The 15,093-nt window shown below is 62.7% G+C and carries 15 protein-coding genes and 1 pseudogene; 11 read left to right on the top strand and 5 right to left on the bottom strand.

Translation table 11 applies throughout. From position 1 onward, the window contains the following. The 4 genes from A3764_RS05175 to A3764_RS05160 all read left to right on the top strand — a co-directional run. Positions 1 to 384 (top strand): ubiquinone/menaquinone biosynthesis methyltransferase (locus A3764_RS05175; RefSeq protein ID WP_150122076.1); only part of this gene is annotated, 384 nt, incomplete at its 5' end. Further along, positions 385 to 1,917, top strand: a complete 1,533-nt coding sequence (gene ubiB, locus A3764_RS05170; protein ID WP_067926498.1) for a 2-polyprenylphenol 6-hydroxylase — start codon at positions 385 to 387, stop codon at positions 1,915 to 1,917. Between the two features lie 202 nt (positions 1,918 to 2,119). Beyond that, positions 2,120 to 2,368: a DUF1127 domain-containing protein gene (locus tag A3764_RS05165; protein ID WP_067926501.1), complete on the top strand. Its 249-nt coding sequence runs from the start codon at positions 2,120 to 2,122 to the stop codon at positions 2,366 to 2,368. Beyond that, positions 2,355 to 2,609, top strand: a complete 255-nt coding sequence (locus A3764_RS05160) for a hypothetical protein (RefSeq protein WP_067926504.1) — start codon at positions 2,355 to 2,357, stop codon at positions 2,607 to 2,609. The genes A3764_RS05165 and A3764_RS05160 overlap by 14 nt, the downstream gene beginning before the upstream one ends. Before the next feature lie 234 nt (positions 2,610 to 2,843). On the opposite strand, the gene A3764_RS05155 is transcribed toward A3764_RS05160, so the two are convergent. After that, on the bottom strand, positions 2,844 to 4,025 hold the full coding sequence (locus tag A3764_RS05155; protein WP_067919994.1) for an acetyl-CoA C-acyltransferase family protein: 1,182 nt from the start codon (positions 4,023 to 4,025) through the stop codon (positions 2,844 to 2,846). A 114-nt stretch (positions 4,026 to 4,139) separates the two neighbouring features. Here A3764_RS05155 and A3764_RS05150 point away from each other — a divergent pair, with 114 nt between their 5' ends. From A3764_RS05150 to A3764_RS05135, 4 genes are all read left to right on the top strand, one after another. After that, positions 4,140 to 4,706, top strand: coding sequence for a helix-turn-helix domain-containing protein (locus tag A3764_RS05150; RefSeq protein WP_067920014.1), 567 nt, complete (start codon positions 4,140 to 4,142; stop codon positions 4,704 to 4,706). A gap of 91 nt (positions 4,707 to 4,797) precedes the next feature. Next, positions 4,798 to 5,985, top strand: a complete 1,188-nt coding sequence (locus A3764_RS05145) for a glycine C-acetyltransferase (protein WP_067919991.1) — start codon at positions 4,798 to 4,800, stop codon at positions 5,983 to 5,985. Between the two features lie 11 nt (positions 5,986 to 5,996). Beyond that, a complete protein-coding gene (gene tdh / locus A3764_RS05140; RefSeq protein ID WP_067920012.1) occupies positions 5,997 to 7,031 on the top strand; it encodes an L-threonine 3-dehydrogenase in 1,035 nt (344 codons plus the stop codon). 105 nt (positions 7,032 to 7,136) lie between these two features. Next, positions 7,137 to 8,138, top strand: coding sequence for a phosphatase domain-containing protein (locus A3764_RS05135; RefSeq protein WP_067919989.1), 1,002 nt, complete (start codon positions 7,137 to 7,139; stop codon positions 8,136 to 8,138). On the opposite strand, the gene A3764_RS05130 is transcribed toward A3764_RS05135, so the two are convergent. The 3 genes from A3764_RS05130 to A3764_RS05120 all read right to left on the bottom strand — a co-directional run bounded on the left by A3764_RS05130 (position 8,135) and on the right by A3764_RS05120 (position 11,778). Beyond that, positions 8,135 to 8,869: a metallophosphoesterase family protein gene (locus A3764_RS05130; protein ID WP_067919987.1), complete on the bottom strand. Its 735-nt coding sequence runs from the start codon at positions 8,867 to 8,869 to the stop codon at positions 8,135 to 8,137. The two genes, A3764_RS05135 and A3764_RS05130, sit on opposite strands and share 4 nt — an antisense overlap. Before the next feature lie 53 nt (positions 8,870 to 8,922). Then, positions 8,923 to 10,518: a phosphoglycerate dehydrogenase gene (serA, locus tag A3764_RS05125; RefSeq protein WP_067919985.1), complete on the bottom strand. Its 1,596-nt coding sequence runs from the start codon at positions 10,516 to 10,518 to the stop codon at positions 8,923 to 8,925. Between the two features lie 78 nt (positions 10,519 to 10,596). Beyond that, positions 10,597 to 11,778, bottom strand: coding sequence for a phosphoserine transaminase (locus tag A3764_RS05120; protein WP_067919983.1), 1,182 nt, complete (start codon positions 11,776 to 11,778; stop codon positions 10,597 to 10,599). A 156-nt stretch (positions 11,779 to 11,934) separates the two neighbouring features. On the opposite strand from A3764_RS05120, the gene serB reads away from it, so the two are divergent. Further along, positions 11,935 to 12,810 carry a phosphoserine phosphatase SerB gene (gene serB / locus A3764_RS05115; protein ID WP_067920010.1) on the top strand — a complete coding sequence of 292 codons (876 nt, stop codon included), beginning with the start codon at positions 11,935 to 11,937 and terminating at the stop codon, positions 12,808 to 12,810. A gap of 68 nt (positions 12,811 to 12,878) precedes the next feature. Here the strand turns inward: serB and A3764_RS05110 are convergent, their stop codons facing one another. Next, positions 12,879 to 13,859 (bottom strand): asparaginase, encoded by a 981-nt coding sequence (locus A3764_RS05110; protein WP_067919981.1) that lies wholly within the window; start codon positions 13,857 to 13,859, stop codon positions 12,879 to 12,881. A gap of 191 nt (positions 13,860 to 14,050) precedes the next feature. On the opposite strand from A3764_RS05110, the gene A3764_RS05105 reads away from it, so the two are divergent. Both A3764_RS05105 and A3764_RS05100 read left to right on the top strand, forming a co-directional pair. After that, positions 14,051 to 14,572: an invasion associated locus B family protein gene (locus A3764_RS05105; protein WP_443069027.1), complete on the top strand. Its 522-nt coding sequence runs from the start codon at positions 14,051 to 14,053 to the stop codon at positions 14,570 to 14,572. 110 nt (positions 14,573 to 14,682) lie between these two features. After that, positions 14,683 to 15,093: pseudogene (locus A3764_RS05100) on the top strand (23S rRNA (adenine(2503)-C(2))-methyltransferase RlmN); the annotation flags it as partial.

Below are 15,093 nucleotides of genomic sequence, written 5' to 3'. Positions count from 1 at the left end.
ATGGCGCTGCCCTTTCCCGACGACAGCTTCGACGTCTACACCATCAGTTTCGGCATCCGGAACGTCACGCGCCCGCAGGAGGCCCTGAACGAGGCGTTCCGCGTTCTGCGCCCCGGCGGGCGGCTCATGGTGCTGGAGTTCAGCCAGTTGCCCAACCCGGCGATGCAGAAAGCCTACGACCTCTACAGCTTCAACATCATTCCCCGGTTGGGTCAGGCAATTGCCAATGATCGCGACAGCTATCAGTACCTCGTGGAATCGATCCGCAATTTCCCCGATCAGGAAACCTTCCTCGGTATGGTGCGGGCTGCCGGGTTCGAACAGGCGCGCTATCGCAACCTCAGCATGGGTATCGCTGCACTTCATTCCGGCTGGAAGCTCTAGATGCGCGGACCTCATAACATCTGGCGCCTGATCCGTACGGGCGCCACGCTGGAACGTACGGGCGCGATGAACGTGGTGCTGGATGCGTTTGATGCCACGCCGGCACTGCGTTTCGTGGCACGGGCGCTGGGGCGGCCGTTCAAATACCTCGGATATGCGGGCGATCCGACCATGCCGCCCGCCACCCGCGCGCTGACGGCGCTGGGCCCGGCCTACATCAAGTTCGGGCAGGTGCTTTCCACCCGTCCCGACGTTGTAGGCGATGAGCTTGCCGTGCAACTGCGTGTACTTCAGGACAAGCTTCCTCCCTTTTCCGTCGATTTGGCGAAGGCCGAGGTGGAGAAGGAGCTTGGCCTGCCGCTCGAAGCCATGTTCTCGGCATTTTCGGAGCCTGTGGCGGCGGCCTCCATCGCGCAGGTGCACCGGGCGCGCATTGCCGAAACGGGGCAGGAGGTGGCCGTAAAGGTGTTGCGGCCCAATATCGAACGGGCCTTTCGCAAGGATATCGATGCCTTCTACCTCGCCGCGCGGATGGTGGAGCTTTTCTCCCCCGGGTCGCGCCGCCTGCGCCCGATGGAGGTGATCGAGCATTTCGACGGCGTCGTCCGGGGTGAGCTGGACCTGCGCCTTGAAAGCGCTGCGGCTTCCGAATTCGCGGCCAACACCAAGGCGGACGAAGGCCTCAAGCTGCCGGACATCAAATGGGAATATTCGGCCCGCCGGGTCATGACGCTGGAATGGGCCGATGGCGTCCCGATGGGGGACAACGCAGCGATCGACGCGGCCGGGCATGACCGGGTGGCCCTGGGCGACAGGGTGCTGCAACTCTTTCTCCAGCATGCGCTGCGGGACGGCTATTTCCACGCCGACATGCATCAGGGCAACCTGAAGGTTTCGCCAGAGGGCGACATCATCGCCTATGATTTCGGGATCATGGGCCATATCGATGAATATACCCGCCGCGTCTACGCGGAGATCCTTTATGGCTTCATCCGGCGCGATTACTTTCGCGTGGCCAAGGTGCATTTCGAGGCCGGATACGTCCCCGCCCACAAGGATGTGGATGAATTCGCCCGCGCCCTGCGCGCCGTGGGGGAGCCGATCTTTGGGATGGATGCCACCCGTATCTCGATGGCCCGTCTGCTGACCTACCTTTTCGAGGTCACGGAACGGTTCGGCATGGAAACGAGGACGGAGCTTATTTTGCTTCAACGGACCATGGTCGTCGTGGAGGGTGTGGCACGCTCGCTCAACCCGCATATCAACATCTGGCAGGTCGCGAGCCCAATCGTCACCGATTATATCGCCAAATCGCTCGGTCCACGCGCCGTGCTGTCCGACCTTTCACAGACGGCCCGGGTTCTGGCGCGCTTCGGCCCGCGTCTGCCCGCACTGGTCGAGGCTGCCCTGATGCGCCAGACCGAAGAACGCCCTCGGACGGACCGCCTGCGCAAACGCTGGCTTGCGGGCTCCATGGGGCTCGGGGCGGTTCTGGGCGGTATCGTGGTTCTGGCGCTCAGCAACCTTGGCTGACTGCCTCTACAAGGCATTTCATCCTTGAGATGATTGGATAGCCGGGGCACCGGGCTTACGCGCTTGCCGTCAACCCCTCCCGGGTCCTCATTTTTACAAGGGAGCTATGCACAAACCACCGGTACAAACTCGGGCACGGTAGCGCTACCTCTGCAGTGCAGCGCGATTACTGCGTTGCAGCAATAATGCATGGGAACGCCGTATGTCTTTGATCCAGTCTTCTGCCCCCGGTGGCTTTGGAAACATGCTCGGGACCGTAGGGGCCCGGTATGCGCAGATCCGCGCCGCAGTGGCGGACAGAACGGAACGCCGCCGGAAGTACCGGCAGACGCTCGCTGAACTGCGCGTCCTGTCTGATCGGGAACTGGCCGATATCGGCATCCCCCGCGCCCATATCCGGCGCGTTGCACTCGAAGAATTCGCAAAGGACACCCGCCATGAAGCAGTATGACAATATCCTCCCCCGGCCGCATCTGGCCGAAAACTTCGCCGCCGCCGGCGCAACCCTTTCCGCGGGCAAGCGGCGCTTTGCCACCGGTTTTCGTACTGTGGTGAACCGCATGCAGATCGCCCGGATGGAAACCGCGTTGCGCGCCCTTTCCGATCAGGAACTGAACAATATCGAGCTGAAACGCGCCGATATTCCCCAGCGGGCACGCGAATTGGTGACCTATCGTTACGATGGTCTGTGACCGATGAAACCTTTGTCCGACCTGCGTGTTGGACTGACCTAATCGCCAGCCGCCCCTGAACGGGTGCGGCGGCGTCAGGCGCCGGACCTCCTCCTCCCCGAGTCCGTCCGGCACCGATCCGACGGCGCTTCCTCCCCGAACCCGTCGACGCGGGCCGGTCTCCATCCTCCTCCCGGAGACCGGCCCCCCGTGCCCCCCCCGCAGGGCGCACGGTATGGAAAGACGCTTACCCGCTCAGGAAAGGCGCTCGATCGCCAGGGCGATACCCTGACCACCCCCGATGCACATGGTAATCAGCGCGCGCTTGCCGCCAATGCGCTCCAGTTCGTAGAGCGCCTTGACGGTAATAATGGCACCGGTCGCCCCCACCGGATGACCAAGTGCTATGGCCCCGCCGTTCGGGTTCACCCGCTCGGGATCGAGGCCGAGGTTCTTCGTCACGGCGAGGGCTTGGCTTGCGAAGGCTTCGTTGCTTTCGATGACGTCGAAGTCCTCCGGCTTCAGCCCCGTACGGGCGAGCAGGTTCTCCACCGCCGGTACCGGCCCGATGCCCATGACCTCCGGGCGCACGCCCGCATGGGCATAGCCGAGGATCTTTGCGCGCGGCGTCAGGCCCGCCTTCTGCGCGGCCTCGGCGGTTGCCAGTACCACGGCGGCAGCGCCATCGTTGATACCGCTCGCATTGCCCGCCGTCACGCAGCCGTCTTTCTTGAAGACCGGCTTCAGCCCAGCCAACGCTTCTCTGGATGTGGCCTTGGGATGTTCATCGGTGTCGAAAGCGACCATATCGCGTTTGACGCGCACCTCTACGGGAACGATCTGTTCCTTGAACCGGCCCTCCTCGATCGCGGCGCTGGCGCGTTTCTGGCTGCGCAGGGCGAAGTCGTCCATTTCCTCCCGGCTGACCTGATGCTCCGCCGCGACATTCTCCGCCGTCACCCCCATATGGCCGGAGCCGAAGGGGCAGTTCAGCGTGCCCAGCAGCATATCGAGGCTGCGGACATCACCCATTTTCTGGCCCCACCGCGCATCGGGCAGGATATAGGGCGCACGCGACATGCTTTCCGCCCCACCGGCGAGGCCGAATTCAGCGTCCCCCAGCATCAACGATTGCACGACGGAAACGATGGCCTGCACCCCTGAACCGCAGAGCCGATTCACGTTCATCGCGGGAACACTTTCCGGCACGCCCGCCTGCATGGCTGTCACCCGGCTCAGATACATGTCCCGGGGTTCGGTGTTGATGACATTGCCGAAAGCGACATGGCCGATCTGCCCCGGCTCCACCCCGGCGCGTTTCATCGCGGCCTTTGCCGCGACGGTGCCGAGTTCGATCGCCGGAGTATTCGCAAGCGCGCCGCCAAAGGTGCCGATTGCGGTCCGCGCGCCGTCGAGAATTACGATTTCCTGTGCCATGTTGTCCTGCCTTGTTGGGATCGGCGTCACTCTATGCACAGGGTTGCGGATGATTCCAGCGGCCTCGCGCCGTGATACTTGACAGGGGCGCGCGCCATGCGACATTCCTCCGCCATGACGGAAAATTCAGACGCCATTCTCACCCAACTGCCAGCCCGGTTGAAACAGGCCCGGCAGGCGCAGGGGCTGAGTCTCGATGCTGTCGCGAAACTTTCAGGGGTTTCCCGGTCAATGGTGAGCCAGATCGAGCGGGGCGAAAGCAGCCCGACGATCGCAACCCTGTGGAACCTGACGCGTGCCCTGCAGGTGGATTTTGCCGGTCTGCTCGACAGCGAAGCGGCGGTGCCCACGATGGAAGTGCTGCGCAGCGGGGCGGTGCCCACGATTGCAAACCTCGGGAATGGCTGCAAAATCCGCATCCTTTCACCCCCCGAGGAAGCGGGCCGGCATGAGGTTTACGAGCTTCTGATCGAAGCGGGCGGGGGCTTGGTCAGCGCGCCGCACACCCGCGGCGCACGCGAATACTTCAGCGTCATCGATGGTCACGCCGAAGTCACCAGCGGAACGGAGGCGAACCTTCTGGGGCCGGGCGACACGGCGCGCTACGCCGCCGACGTACCGCATGCGATTCGCGCGGTGAAAGGAGCCTTACGGGCGTTTCTTGTCGTGCAGGACGCCTGAAAGGGCGCCCGAAATCTCCGCCATCACGGAATCCGGTATTTCGGAGGCAATTCCGTTATGATAGAAGCAACCCAGCTGAAGGAGCTTTGCCATGAACCGCGCCTATCTCGACCATATTTCCGAAACACTGTCCGGGATCGACGCGGACGGGATGATGAAGCGGGAACGTCTGATCACCTCTCCGCAGGGGGGGCAGATCACGGTAGGGGGGCGCGAAGTCATTAATCTTTGCGCAAACAACTATCTGGGGCTGGCGGACCATCCCGATCTGATCGAAGCGGCGCGCGACGCGATGGACCCCAAAGGCTTCGGCATGGCCTCTGTCCGTTTCATCTGCGGTACGCAGGATATTCACCGCGAACTGGAGCAGAAACTGGCGAACTTCCTCGGCAAGGACGATTCGATCCTTTTCGCGGCCTGTTTCGATGCGAACGGGGGCCTGTTCGAGCCGTTGTTCGGGCCCGAGGACGCCATCGTGTCTGACGCGTTGAACCACGCCTCGATCATCGACGGTATTCGTCTGTGCAAGGCGAAGCGCTATCGTTACGCGAATAACGACATGGCCGATCTTGAAGGGCAGTTGAAACTGGCGCGTGACGAAGGCGCGCGGTTCATCATGATCGCGACGGACGGTGTTTTCAGCATGGACGGTTATTTGGCCAACCTGCCGGAAATCACGGCGCTGGCCGAAAAATACGAGGCCCTCGTCATGGTGGACGATTGCCATGCGACAGGTTTCATGGGCCCCAAGGGCGCGGGCACCCCGGCGCATCACGGCGTCGATGTGGACATCCTGACCGGGACGTTGGGCAAGGCGCTGGGCGGTGCCATCGGTGGGTATATCGCGGGGCCGCAGCCGGTGATCGACCTGCTGCGTCAGCGGGCCCGGCCCTATCTTTTCTCCAACTCCTTGCCGCCCTCCATCGTGGCGGCAGGCTTGCGGGCCATCGATCTGGTCATGAATGGCGACGCGTTGCGCGAGCAGCTGTTCGAGAACACAGCTTATTGGCGGGCGGGTCTGGAACGTCTCGGCTTCGATCTGCTGCCGGGGGAGCATCCGATCGTCCCGGTCATGCTGGGGGAGGCGCGGCTGGCGCAGGACATGGCGGCGCGCCTCTTCGAAGAGGGCGTCTATGTGAGCGGTTTCTTCTTTCCGGTGGTGCCCCGGGGACAGGCGCGGATCCGAACGCAGATGAACGCAGCTTTGAGCCGGGAAGAACTTGACCGCGCGCTCGACGCTTTCGAAACGGCCGGCAAGGCCTGCGGGGTGATCCAATGACGACGAATGAGATGAAGGCGCTCTCAAAGCTCCATCCCCGGGAAGGGTTGTGGATGACCCATGCACCGGTGCCCGAAATCGGACCGGACGACGTTTTGATCCGCATCAACAAAACCGGCATCTGCGGCACCGATATCCATATCTGGAACTGGGATGAATGGGCGGCGAAAACCGTCCCCGTCCCGCTGATCACCGGGCATGAGTTCGCCGGGGAGATCGTGGAACTGGGGCGCAATGTCGAAGGTCTGGAGATTGGCCAGCGCTGCTCCGGCGAAGGGCATCTGATCGGCAAGAATTCCCGGCAGAGCCGTGCCGGGAAATTCCACCTCGACCCGGCGACCCGGGGGATCGGGGTGAACGAGCAGGGCGCTTTTGCGCAATACCTGCGCTTGCCCGCCTTCAATGTCGTGCCCCTGCCTGACGAAATAAGCGACGATATAGGCGCCATCCTCGACCCGTTGGGGAACGCCGTGCATACGGCGCTCAGCTTCGATCTGGTGGGGGAAGACGTGTTGATTACCGGCGCTGGGCCCATCGGGATCATGGCGGCGGCGGTGGCGCGACACGTCGGCGCGCGGCATGTGGTGATCACCGACCTCAATCCTGATCGTCTGGCCTTGGCGGCGCAGGTGGTGCCAGATGTCGTTCCCGTCAACGTGGCGGAGGAAGAGCTGGGGGAGGTGATCCCCCGGCTGAAGATGAAGCAGGGATTTGACGTCGGTCTGGAAATGTCGGGCAACCAGCACGCGCTGGACCAGATGGTCGAAGCCATGACCATGGGCGGGCGGATCGCGATGCTGGGCATACCCCCCGGCAAATCGCCCGTCGATTGGAGCCGCATCGTTTTCAAGGCGCTCACCATCAAGGGTGTCTATGGCCGGGAGATCTTTGAGACATGGTACAAGATGATCGCGATGCTGGAAAACGGGCTCGATGTGTCCAAGATCATCACGCATCGCTTTCCGGTCGATGATTTTGAAGCGGGGTTCGCCGCTATGAAATCGGGCAGTTCCGGCAAGGTGGTTCTGGATTGGACGAAGGCTTGATGGGGGCCAGCCCCCGCCGGGCTTTGCAAGCCCGCCTCCCCCGGAGTATTTCTCGAAAGGGTGAAGTGCCATACGGGGGCGTATGTAGTGAGTAAAGGCAGGATCATGGCGGCGATTCATCGCATCGCTTTATGGAGCGAGCGAACCTGGGATAGCTGGCGCGCGCGACGGATCCGGAAGAAGGTGATCGCGCCCTATATCGGCTACGCGGATCCCGAACATCTGGTGGTGAGGGGCCGCGTCCTCGGCTCCTTGCGGAGGCATCGCCCCGATCCGTCCCAATCGCTCTGGCTGAACTTTCGCCAGATGGTGTCACTGTTTTTGACGGATGAAGTGGCGGATGTGGAGGTGGCCGCGCGGGGCGTGACGGCCATTTCCGGGCAGGAAGGATATTTTACCTTGCTCCTGCCGCGCGACGCGCGGGAGGGTTGGGTCAATGTCGATGTGAGCATCAGAGGTCAGGAAGGCGTCACGGTATGCCCGGTTCTGATCGCGCGGGATGACGCGGAATTCGCTGTTATTTCGGATATCGACGACACGATGATGCAGACGGGGGCCTATTCGATCGCCCGGAACCTCTGGACCTCGCTGACGGGGAACGCGATGACCCGCAAGGTATTCGAAGATGCCCCGCCTTTCATGGAAACCCTGTCTGAGGGCGGGCGCAACCCAGTTTATTATGTCAGCTCATCCCCCTGGAACCTGCATTACTTCCTGCGCCGCATTTTCGAGCGGGCCGGTCTGGTGCCCGGGCCGAAGTTCCTGCGCGATCTGGGAATGAGCGAAACCAAGTTCATCACCGGAACGCATGGCGATCACAAGGGCGACAGCATCGATGTGCTTTTGGCGGCAAACCCTACGCTGCCGTATGTACTGGTGGGGGATACCGGGCAACACGATGCTTTCGTCTACCGCGACGCGGTTCTGCGCCATCCCGGGCGTATCAGGGCCGTCGTTCTGCGCGAACCCGGGCCGGGCCCTGACGCTGAAAGCCTGCGCGCGATGGAAGAGATTGCCGCGCAGGGGGTTCTGTTGTTGCACGCACCCAGCTTCGGGGGCTTTGCGCCCCGCATCCGCGATGCTTTGGATGCGACTGCAGGCTCCTAGAGCGTCGGCAGAAGGGCCACGCGCCCCGCGTCGGTCAGCCGCCAGCAGTCCCGACCTTCGAATACCGCCGCGTGGAGAGGGCGAAAATACCCCGCCCCGGCATCCAGATTGACACGGTTGCCGTGGTGTTGGGGCTGATCCAGCGCGGTATGGCCATGTACAACCAGTTTCCCGTGATCCCGGGTATCGGTGAGAAAGGGATCGCGGATCCAGACGAGATCATCCTCTGTCTGATCGTCCAGCGGTACGCCCGGACGAATGCCCGCATGCACGAATATCAACTCATCCGTAACATGAAGCGAAGGCAGACCCTCCAGAAACGCCACATGCCTTTGGGGTACTTCGGCACGCGCTTGCGCTGCCAGTTCCGCGGTTTCGGCAGAAGCTTCGATGTCGATCCCGTAGGATAACAGCGTCTTGTCGCCGCCGAGCCGCGGATTGAGCCACAGAAGATCCGCACGGGTCGCGGGATCGTGCAACGCTCCGTTTGTCAGGAAACGTTGGAAATACCTGTCGTGGTTTCCCTTGAGCATGGTCCAGGGCCGCCCCGCGTCCTGCGCCTTGGTCAGCAGGTCGATCACCCCGCGGCTTTCAGGCCCCCTGTCCACGTAGTCGCCGACAAAGACGATGGCGGCATCGGGGCCGCCATCGGCATCGATCAGGGAAAGGACACGCTCCAATTCATCCAACTGGCCGTGAATGTCGCCGATTGCATAGATGGGTTGGGGCATGCACGCATCCTTCCGGAGAGGCAGGGCGGGCAGAGGTTGCCCGCCCTCTAGGTTCAGGCCACGTCGAACTGCAGCGGCTTGATCTGGGTGAACATCCCCGTGTCGCGCAGTTTCTTGATGACAGGGGCGGGCACTTCTTCGTCCACGTAGAGAAGTGCGATCGCTTCGCCCTTGGCGGCGGCGCGACCGAGGGTGAAGTTGGCGATGTTCACGCCATTTCCGCCCATGGTGTTGCCCAGAACGCCGATGATGCCGGGAACGTCCTCGTTCGTGGTGTAGAGCATATGCGCCCCCACCTCGGCCTCGATGTTGATGCCCTTGATCTGGATGAACCGCGGCTTGCCGTCAGAGAAGACCGTGCCGGCGATGGAGCGTTCGCGTTTGTCCGTCACGACGGTGACCTTGATGTAGCCGTCGAAAACGCCGGATTTGTCCTGATTGGTCGTACTGATCTGGATGCCCTTTTCACGGGCCACCACGGGCGCGCTCACCATGTTCACGTCCGGGTTCGCGCGCTTGATGATGCCTGCCACCACGCTGCAGTTGAGCGCGTCGGTATTCATGGTCGAAACCGTACCGTCATAAAGAATGTTGATGGCCTTGATCGGTTCATCGGTCATCTGCCCGATAAAGGCACCGAGATGGCCCGCCAGTTTGACCCAAGGCCCCATCACGGCCGCTTCCTCGGCGGTGACGGAGGGCATGTTGAGCGCGTTGGTCACGGCGCCGGTCAGCAGATAGTCGGACATCTGTTCGGCCACCTGAAGGGCGACGTTTTCCTGTGCCTCGGTCGTGGCGGCGCCGAGGTGCGGGGTGCAAACGACATTGGGCAATCCGAAAAGGGGGTTCTCCTTCGCGGGCTCCTCGGCAAAGACGTCAAAAGCGGCCCCGGCGACGTGTCCGGACTTCAGCAGTTCGGCCAGTGCCTCTTCGTCCACGAGCCCGCCGCGGGCGCAGTTGATGATGCGCACGCCCGGCTTGGTCTTGGCGAGGTTCTCGCGGCTCAGGATATTCGCCGTCTGCTCCGTATAGGGCACATGGAGGGTGATGAAGTCGGCCCGCGACAGCAGTTCGTCCAGTTCTACCTTTTCCACGCCCATTTTCTGGGCCTTTTCCTCGCCGAGGAAGGGATCGTAGGCCACGACTTTCATTTTCAGTCCGCGGGCCCGGTCGCAGACGATGCCACCGATATTGCCTGCCCCGATCACGCCGAGGGTCTTGCCCGTCAGTTCCACGCCCATGAACTTGGACTTTTCCCATTTACCGGCATGGGTAGAGGAACTGGCCTCCGGGATCTGGCGAGCGACGGCGAACATCATGGCGATGGCATGTTCGGCGGTGGTGATCATGTTGCCGAAGGGCGTGTTCATGACGATCACCCCTTTTTTGGAGGCGGCGTCCTTATCGATGTTGTCGGTGCCGATCCCTGCCCGGCCGATGACCTTGAGCTTGTCAGCCTGCGCGAGGATCTTTTCCGTCACCTTCGTGGCGGAGCGGATGGCAAGGCCGTCGTAGTTGCCGATGACCTCCGCCAGCTTGTCCTTGTCCTTCCCGAGGTCGGGCTGGAAATCGACCTCGACGCCGCGATCCTTGAAAATCTGCACAGCGGCGTCGCTGAGTTTGTCCGAAATGAGTACCTTGGGTGCCATGGGGCGGTCCTTTGATGTATTGGGGAACGGGGCGGCAGCCTTGGGCTGCCGCGCCTGAAATGGGGAATTGTGGAAGCCTCAGGCCGCCTTGGCCTGTGCCGCGATCTCGGCTTCGAAAGCCCAGGCGAGCCATGGCAGAAGCGCCTCGATATCCGAGGTCTCGACCGTGCCGCCGCACCAGATCCGCAGACCCGGAGGAGCATCGCGATAGGCACCGATATCCAGCGCCACGCCTTCGGACTCCAGCCGCTTGGCGACGGCCTTGGCGAAGGAGGCACCGTCGGCGATGCGCCCGTCGTTGAACTTGAGGCAGACCGAGGTGTTCGACCGGATCGCTGGCTCGCTAGCGAGGAATTCGATCCAGTCGTGATCTTCTACAAACCTTGCGATGGCCTGCGCATTGGCATCGGCCCGTCCGATCAGACCTTTCAGGCCACCGACCGATTTTGCCCAGTCGAGCGCCTGAAGATAGTCTTCGACACAGAGCATGGAGGGCGTGTTGATCGTTTCGCCCTTGAAGATGCCCTCTATCAACTTGCCGCCTTTCGTCAGCCGGAAAATCTTGGGCAGGGGCCAGGCGGGGGTGTAGCTTTCCAGCCTTTCGACAGCGCGGGGCGACAGGATCAGCATGCCATGCGCCGCTTCGCCGCCCAGCACTTTCTGCCAGGAGAAGGTCGTTACATCCAGCTTGTCCCAAGGCAGATCCTGGGCAAAAGCCGCCGATGTCGCATCACAGAACGTCAGGCCCGCGCGATTTGAGGGAATGACATCGCCCGACGGTACGCGCACGCCGGAGGTCGTGCCGTTCCACGTAAAGCAGACGTCGTTATCGTAGTTAAGCGCCGCCATATCCACGATCTCGCCGTAGTCGGCGGTATGGGTCGTCGCGTCGATCTTGAGCTGTTTGACCGCATCCGTCACCCAGCCCGCACCAAAGGATTCCCAAGCGACCATTTGGGCAGGGCGTTCGCCCAGCATCGTCCACATCGCCATCTCAAAAGCGCCCGTGTCGGAGCCCGGCACGATGCCGATGCGATAATCTGCGGGAACGCCGAGAACCTCGCGCGTCGTCTCGATTGCCTCGAGCAGCTTCGCCTTGCCGACCGCCGCGCGGTGGCTGCGCCCAAGCGGTGCATCCGCGAGCCGGGTCAGATCGAAAACGGGGGGTTTGGCGCAGGGGCCGGAGGAGAAACGCGGGTTCGCCGGTTTTGTGGTCGGACGAACGGAGTCCGGCTGTGAAGCCGGTTGTGCAATAGCCATAATGCTACCCTTTCAGATAAGCGCCCTTCGTTGGGGAAGGGTGTCCCACCGCCGGAATTACGGCGCGGCCCGGGCTGGCACAAGTGGAAAAACGTGGCTAGAACGCCGCTCGAGTCGCTTTTTGCGACATTCCTGACGCGCATCGGAAACTTCGCCATGTTCACCGCTGTCCTTCTTACCGATCCGGAAAAGGCAAATCTCGACCCTGCGCTGGTGGACTCCCTGCGCAACGCGTGGGGTGGTGGCGATGCTCTCTGGCTGGCCCCGGACGAGGCGGCTGAGTTCTCGCTTGCCGCGATGCCAGGCAACCGCTGGCAGGTCTGGGAGGAGTGCCAGCGGATGGGCGTCGATCTTGGGATCGTTCCGCAGGAGGGGCGGCGCAAGCGCATGCTGCTTGCGGATATGGACAGTACGATGATCCAGCAGGAATGCATCGACGAATTGGCGGATGCGGCAGGCGTGGGCGACCGCGTGAAGGAGATCACCGCGCGCGCGATGAACGGCGAGTTGGATTTCGAGGCGGCGCTGCGCGAGCGGGTGGGGCTTTTGAAAGGTCTGAAGGAAAGCATCGTCGGTGAGGTGCTGGCATCCCGGATCACGCATATGCCGGGAGGACGTCAGCTGATCGCGACCATGCGGGAGAACGGGGCGCACACCGCGCTTGTCTCAGGCGGGTTCACCGCCTTCACCGGGCCGGTGGCAGAGGCACTGGGCTTCCATGAAAATCGCGCGAATACGCTTCTGGCGGAGGATGGCGTGCTCTCCGGCGACGTCGGCATCCCGATCCTCGGTCGGCAGGCCAAGGTCGATGCGCTGGAGGAGATCACGGCGCGGCTGGGGTTCGATGCAAGCGACGTGCTCGCCGTGGGGGATGGGGCCAATGATCTGGGCATGTTGCACCGCGCCGGGATGGGAGTGGCGCTGCACGCCAAGCCGGTTGTGGCGGCTGAGTGCGACCTGCGGATCAACTTCGGCGATCTGACCGCGTTGCTTTACCTGCAGGGGTACGGGGTGGCTGATTTCGCCGGGTGATTTTGGCGCCACCCCCGGGGGGCCAGCCCCCCGGGCCCCCCGGGATTTAAAACCATTTGGAAGCGGAATCAGGTCAGCGCGGCTGCTGGTCTGATGGATCCGGTCTCAATCCCGCGGGCGTTCAGTATGGCGGGCCGCAGCCGTTTGACCGCCGCGGGATGATTGGCGTCCAACTCCCCGAGCCGGACAAGCAGCGCCGCGATGGCGCATTCGGCAGCGCGTGTAGCGCCGTCCGCCGCCTTGAGCGCGATGCCGAGTTTGCGGTGGGGCAGAATGGCGATGAAGAAGCCTTCGGCGCCGGTTTTCAGCGCGACCCGCCCGTCCATGGCACGCATCAGCTCGGTGCAGGCGCGGCCTTCGCCTGCGACCAGTTCGGGATGTTCGCGCATGGCGCGGTGCAGGCGTTCTTCGGGCGAGCCTTCGGGCGCGGCGGCGAAATGCGCCATGGCGCGGCCCATCCCGTGCAGGGTGCTGGCGAAGTTCGGCGCCGAGCAGCCGTCGATGCCGTATCCGGGGGAGGTTTCCTGTGTCACCCGCTCAAAGGCGTCGAGGCAGGCGCGCTGAACCGGGTGCTCCGGCTCCACGTAGTCGGCCCCGCCGTTAAGATGGGCGTTCAGGGTCAGGAAGCCCGCATGTTTGCCTGAGCAATTGTTGTGGATCTGACAGGGCGATTCACCCGCGCGGATAAGCTCCACCTCCGCTTCCCGTGAATAGGGCATATGCGGGCCGCAGCGAAAATCCGCATCCTTCAGCCCCAGATCCTTCAGCCAGTCGCCCACCCTTTGGGTATGGATCGCCGCACCCTGGTGGGAAGCGCATGCAAGGGCGAGCTGCGCGCTGTTCAGCTTGCGCGCATCCGCCGCGCCCGATTCGAGCAGCGGCAGGGCCTGTATCATCTTGGCCGACGAACGCGGCAGCACTACGCGGGATGGATCGCCCCATGCTTCGACGATTTCGCCGGTGTCGTCGCAGATGACCGCGTGGCCGTGATGGACGCTTTCGAGGATGGGCCCCCGCCAGACTTCTGCAAATTCTGCGGCTTGGGTCATGCTCTCGTCCTCCGTCTGGGCGAATTCCTGCCAATCAGGGTTTCGCCGGTCGCGTGTTTGGCGTTAGTATGCATGTTGTCGAGAAGAACGGGAGCACTTGCAAGAGAGCAAGCCGCCAAAGGCCTGCCCGCCGGTTCCCGTGGGTATGAGATTGAGGTCAAGGACGGCTGGAGGCTGTACGAATGCAATTTATGAAAACGGTTGGGGCGGCGGTGATCGGTGCCGCGATGGTTGCGGGCAGTGCCTTTGCGCAGGAGCAGAGCACGAACCGCGTAGCGGCCAAAACCGACTGGAGCGTCTTCGTCGAGGACAATCCGACGGAATGCTGGGGCGTGTCGACCCCGAAGGAAACCGTTAATTCCAAGGACGGACGTGTGGTCGCGGTGAACCGGGGCCAGACGCTTTTGATGGTATTCTACCGTCCTTCCGCCGGGGCCAAGGGACAGGTCGCCTTTACCGGCGGGTATCCTTTTGCCTCCGGTTCCACGGTAAACATGGATATTTCCGGTACCACGTTCGAGCTTTTCACCGAAGGTGAATGGGCGTGGCCGGCCACCACGGAAGACGACAACAAGATCATCACCGCCATGAAGCGCGGTGCCGATGCGGTCCTGACAGGGATGTCCGGGCGGGGTACGCAGACGAAGGATACGTTCTCCCTGCTTGGCTTTACCGCTGCGGTGGAGGATGCCGCCAAGCGCTGCGGCAGCTGACCACCCTGCACATTCTGATCCGACAGCCCCGCCTCTGCGGGGCTGTTTTCTTTTGATCCTCGGGAAAATCCCTATATAGAGGCCCATCCCCAAGCGTCGGAGAATCTCCAATGGCCGAAATCGGACAGGCGGCAGCGCCGATCACACAGGATGTGCATACAATCCCGCGGAAACTTCCCGACGGGCCGGTCAACCTTGTCGGCATGACCCGCGAAAAGATGCGCGACACCCTGATCGCCCATGGAACGCCCGAGAAACAGGCGAAGATGCGGGTCGGCCAGATCTGGCAGTGGATTTATCAGTGGGGGGTGCGCGACTTCGCCTTGATGACGAACCTCGCCAAGGGCTACCGGGCCGAACTGGCTGAAAAATTTGTGATCGAGGTGCCCGAAGTCGTCACCCGTCAGGTCAGCAATGACGGCACCCGGAAGTACCTTGTCCGGATTGCGGGCGGCCACGAGGTGGAGGTTGTCTATATCCCCGAAGAAGGCCGGGGCACGCTTTGTGTGTCTTCTCAGGTG

The sequence above is a fragment of the Sulfitobacter sp. HI0129 genome (assembly GCF_001635395.1).
Classification (GTDB): domain Bacteria; phylum Pseudomonadota; class Alphaproteobacteria; order Rhodobacterales; family Rhodobacteraceae; genus Sulfitobacter.
Note: the sequence above shows the minus strand (reverse complement) of the source record. Positions and strands in the feature narration are given on the sequence as shown.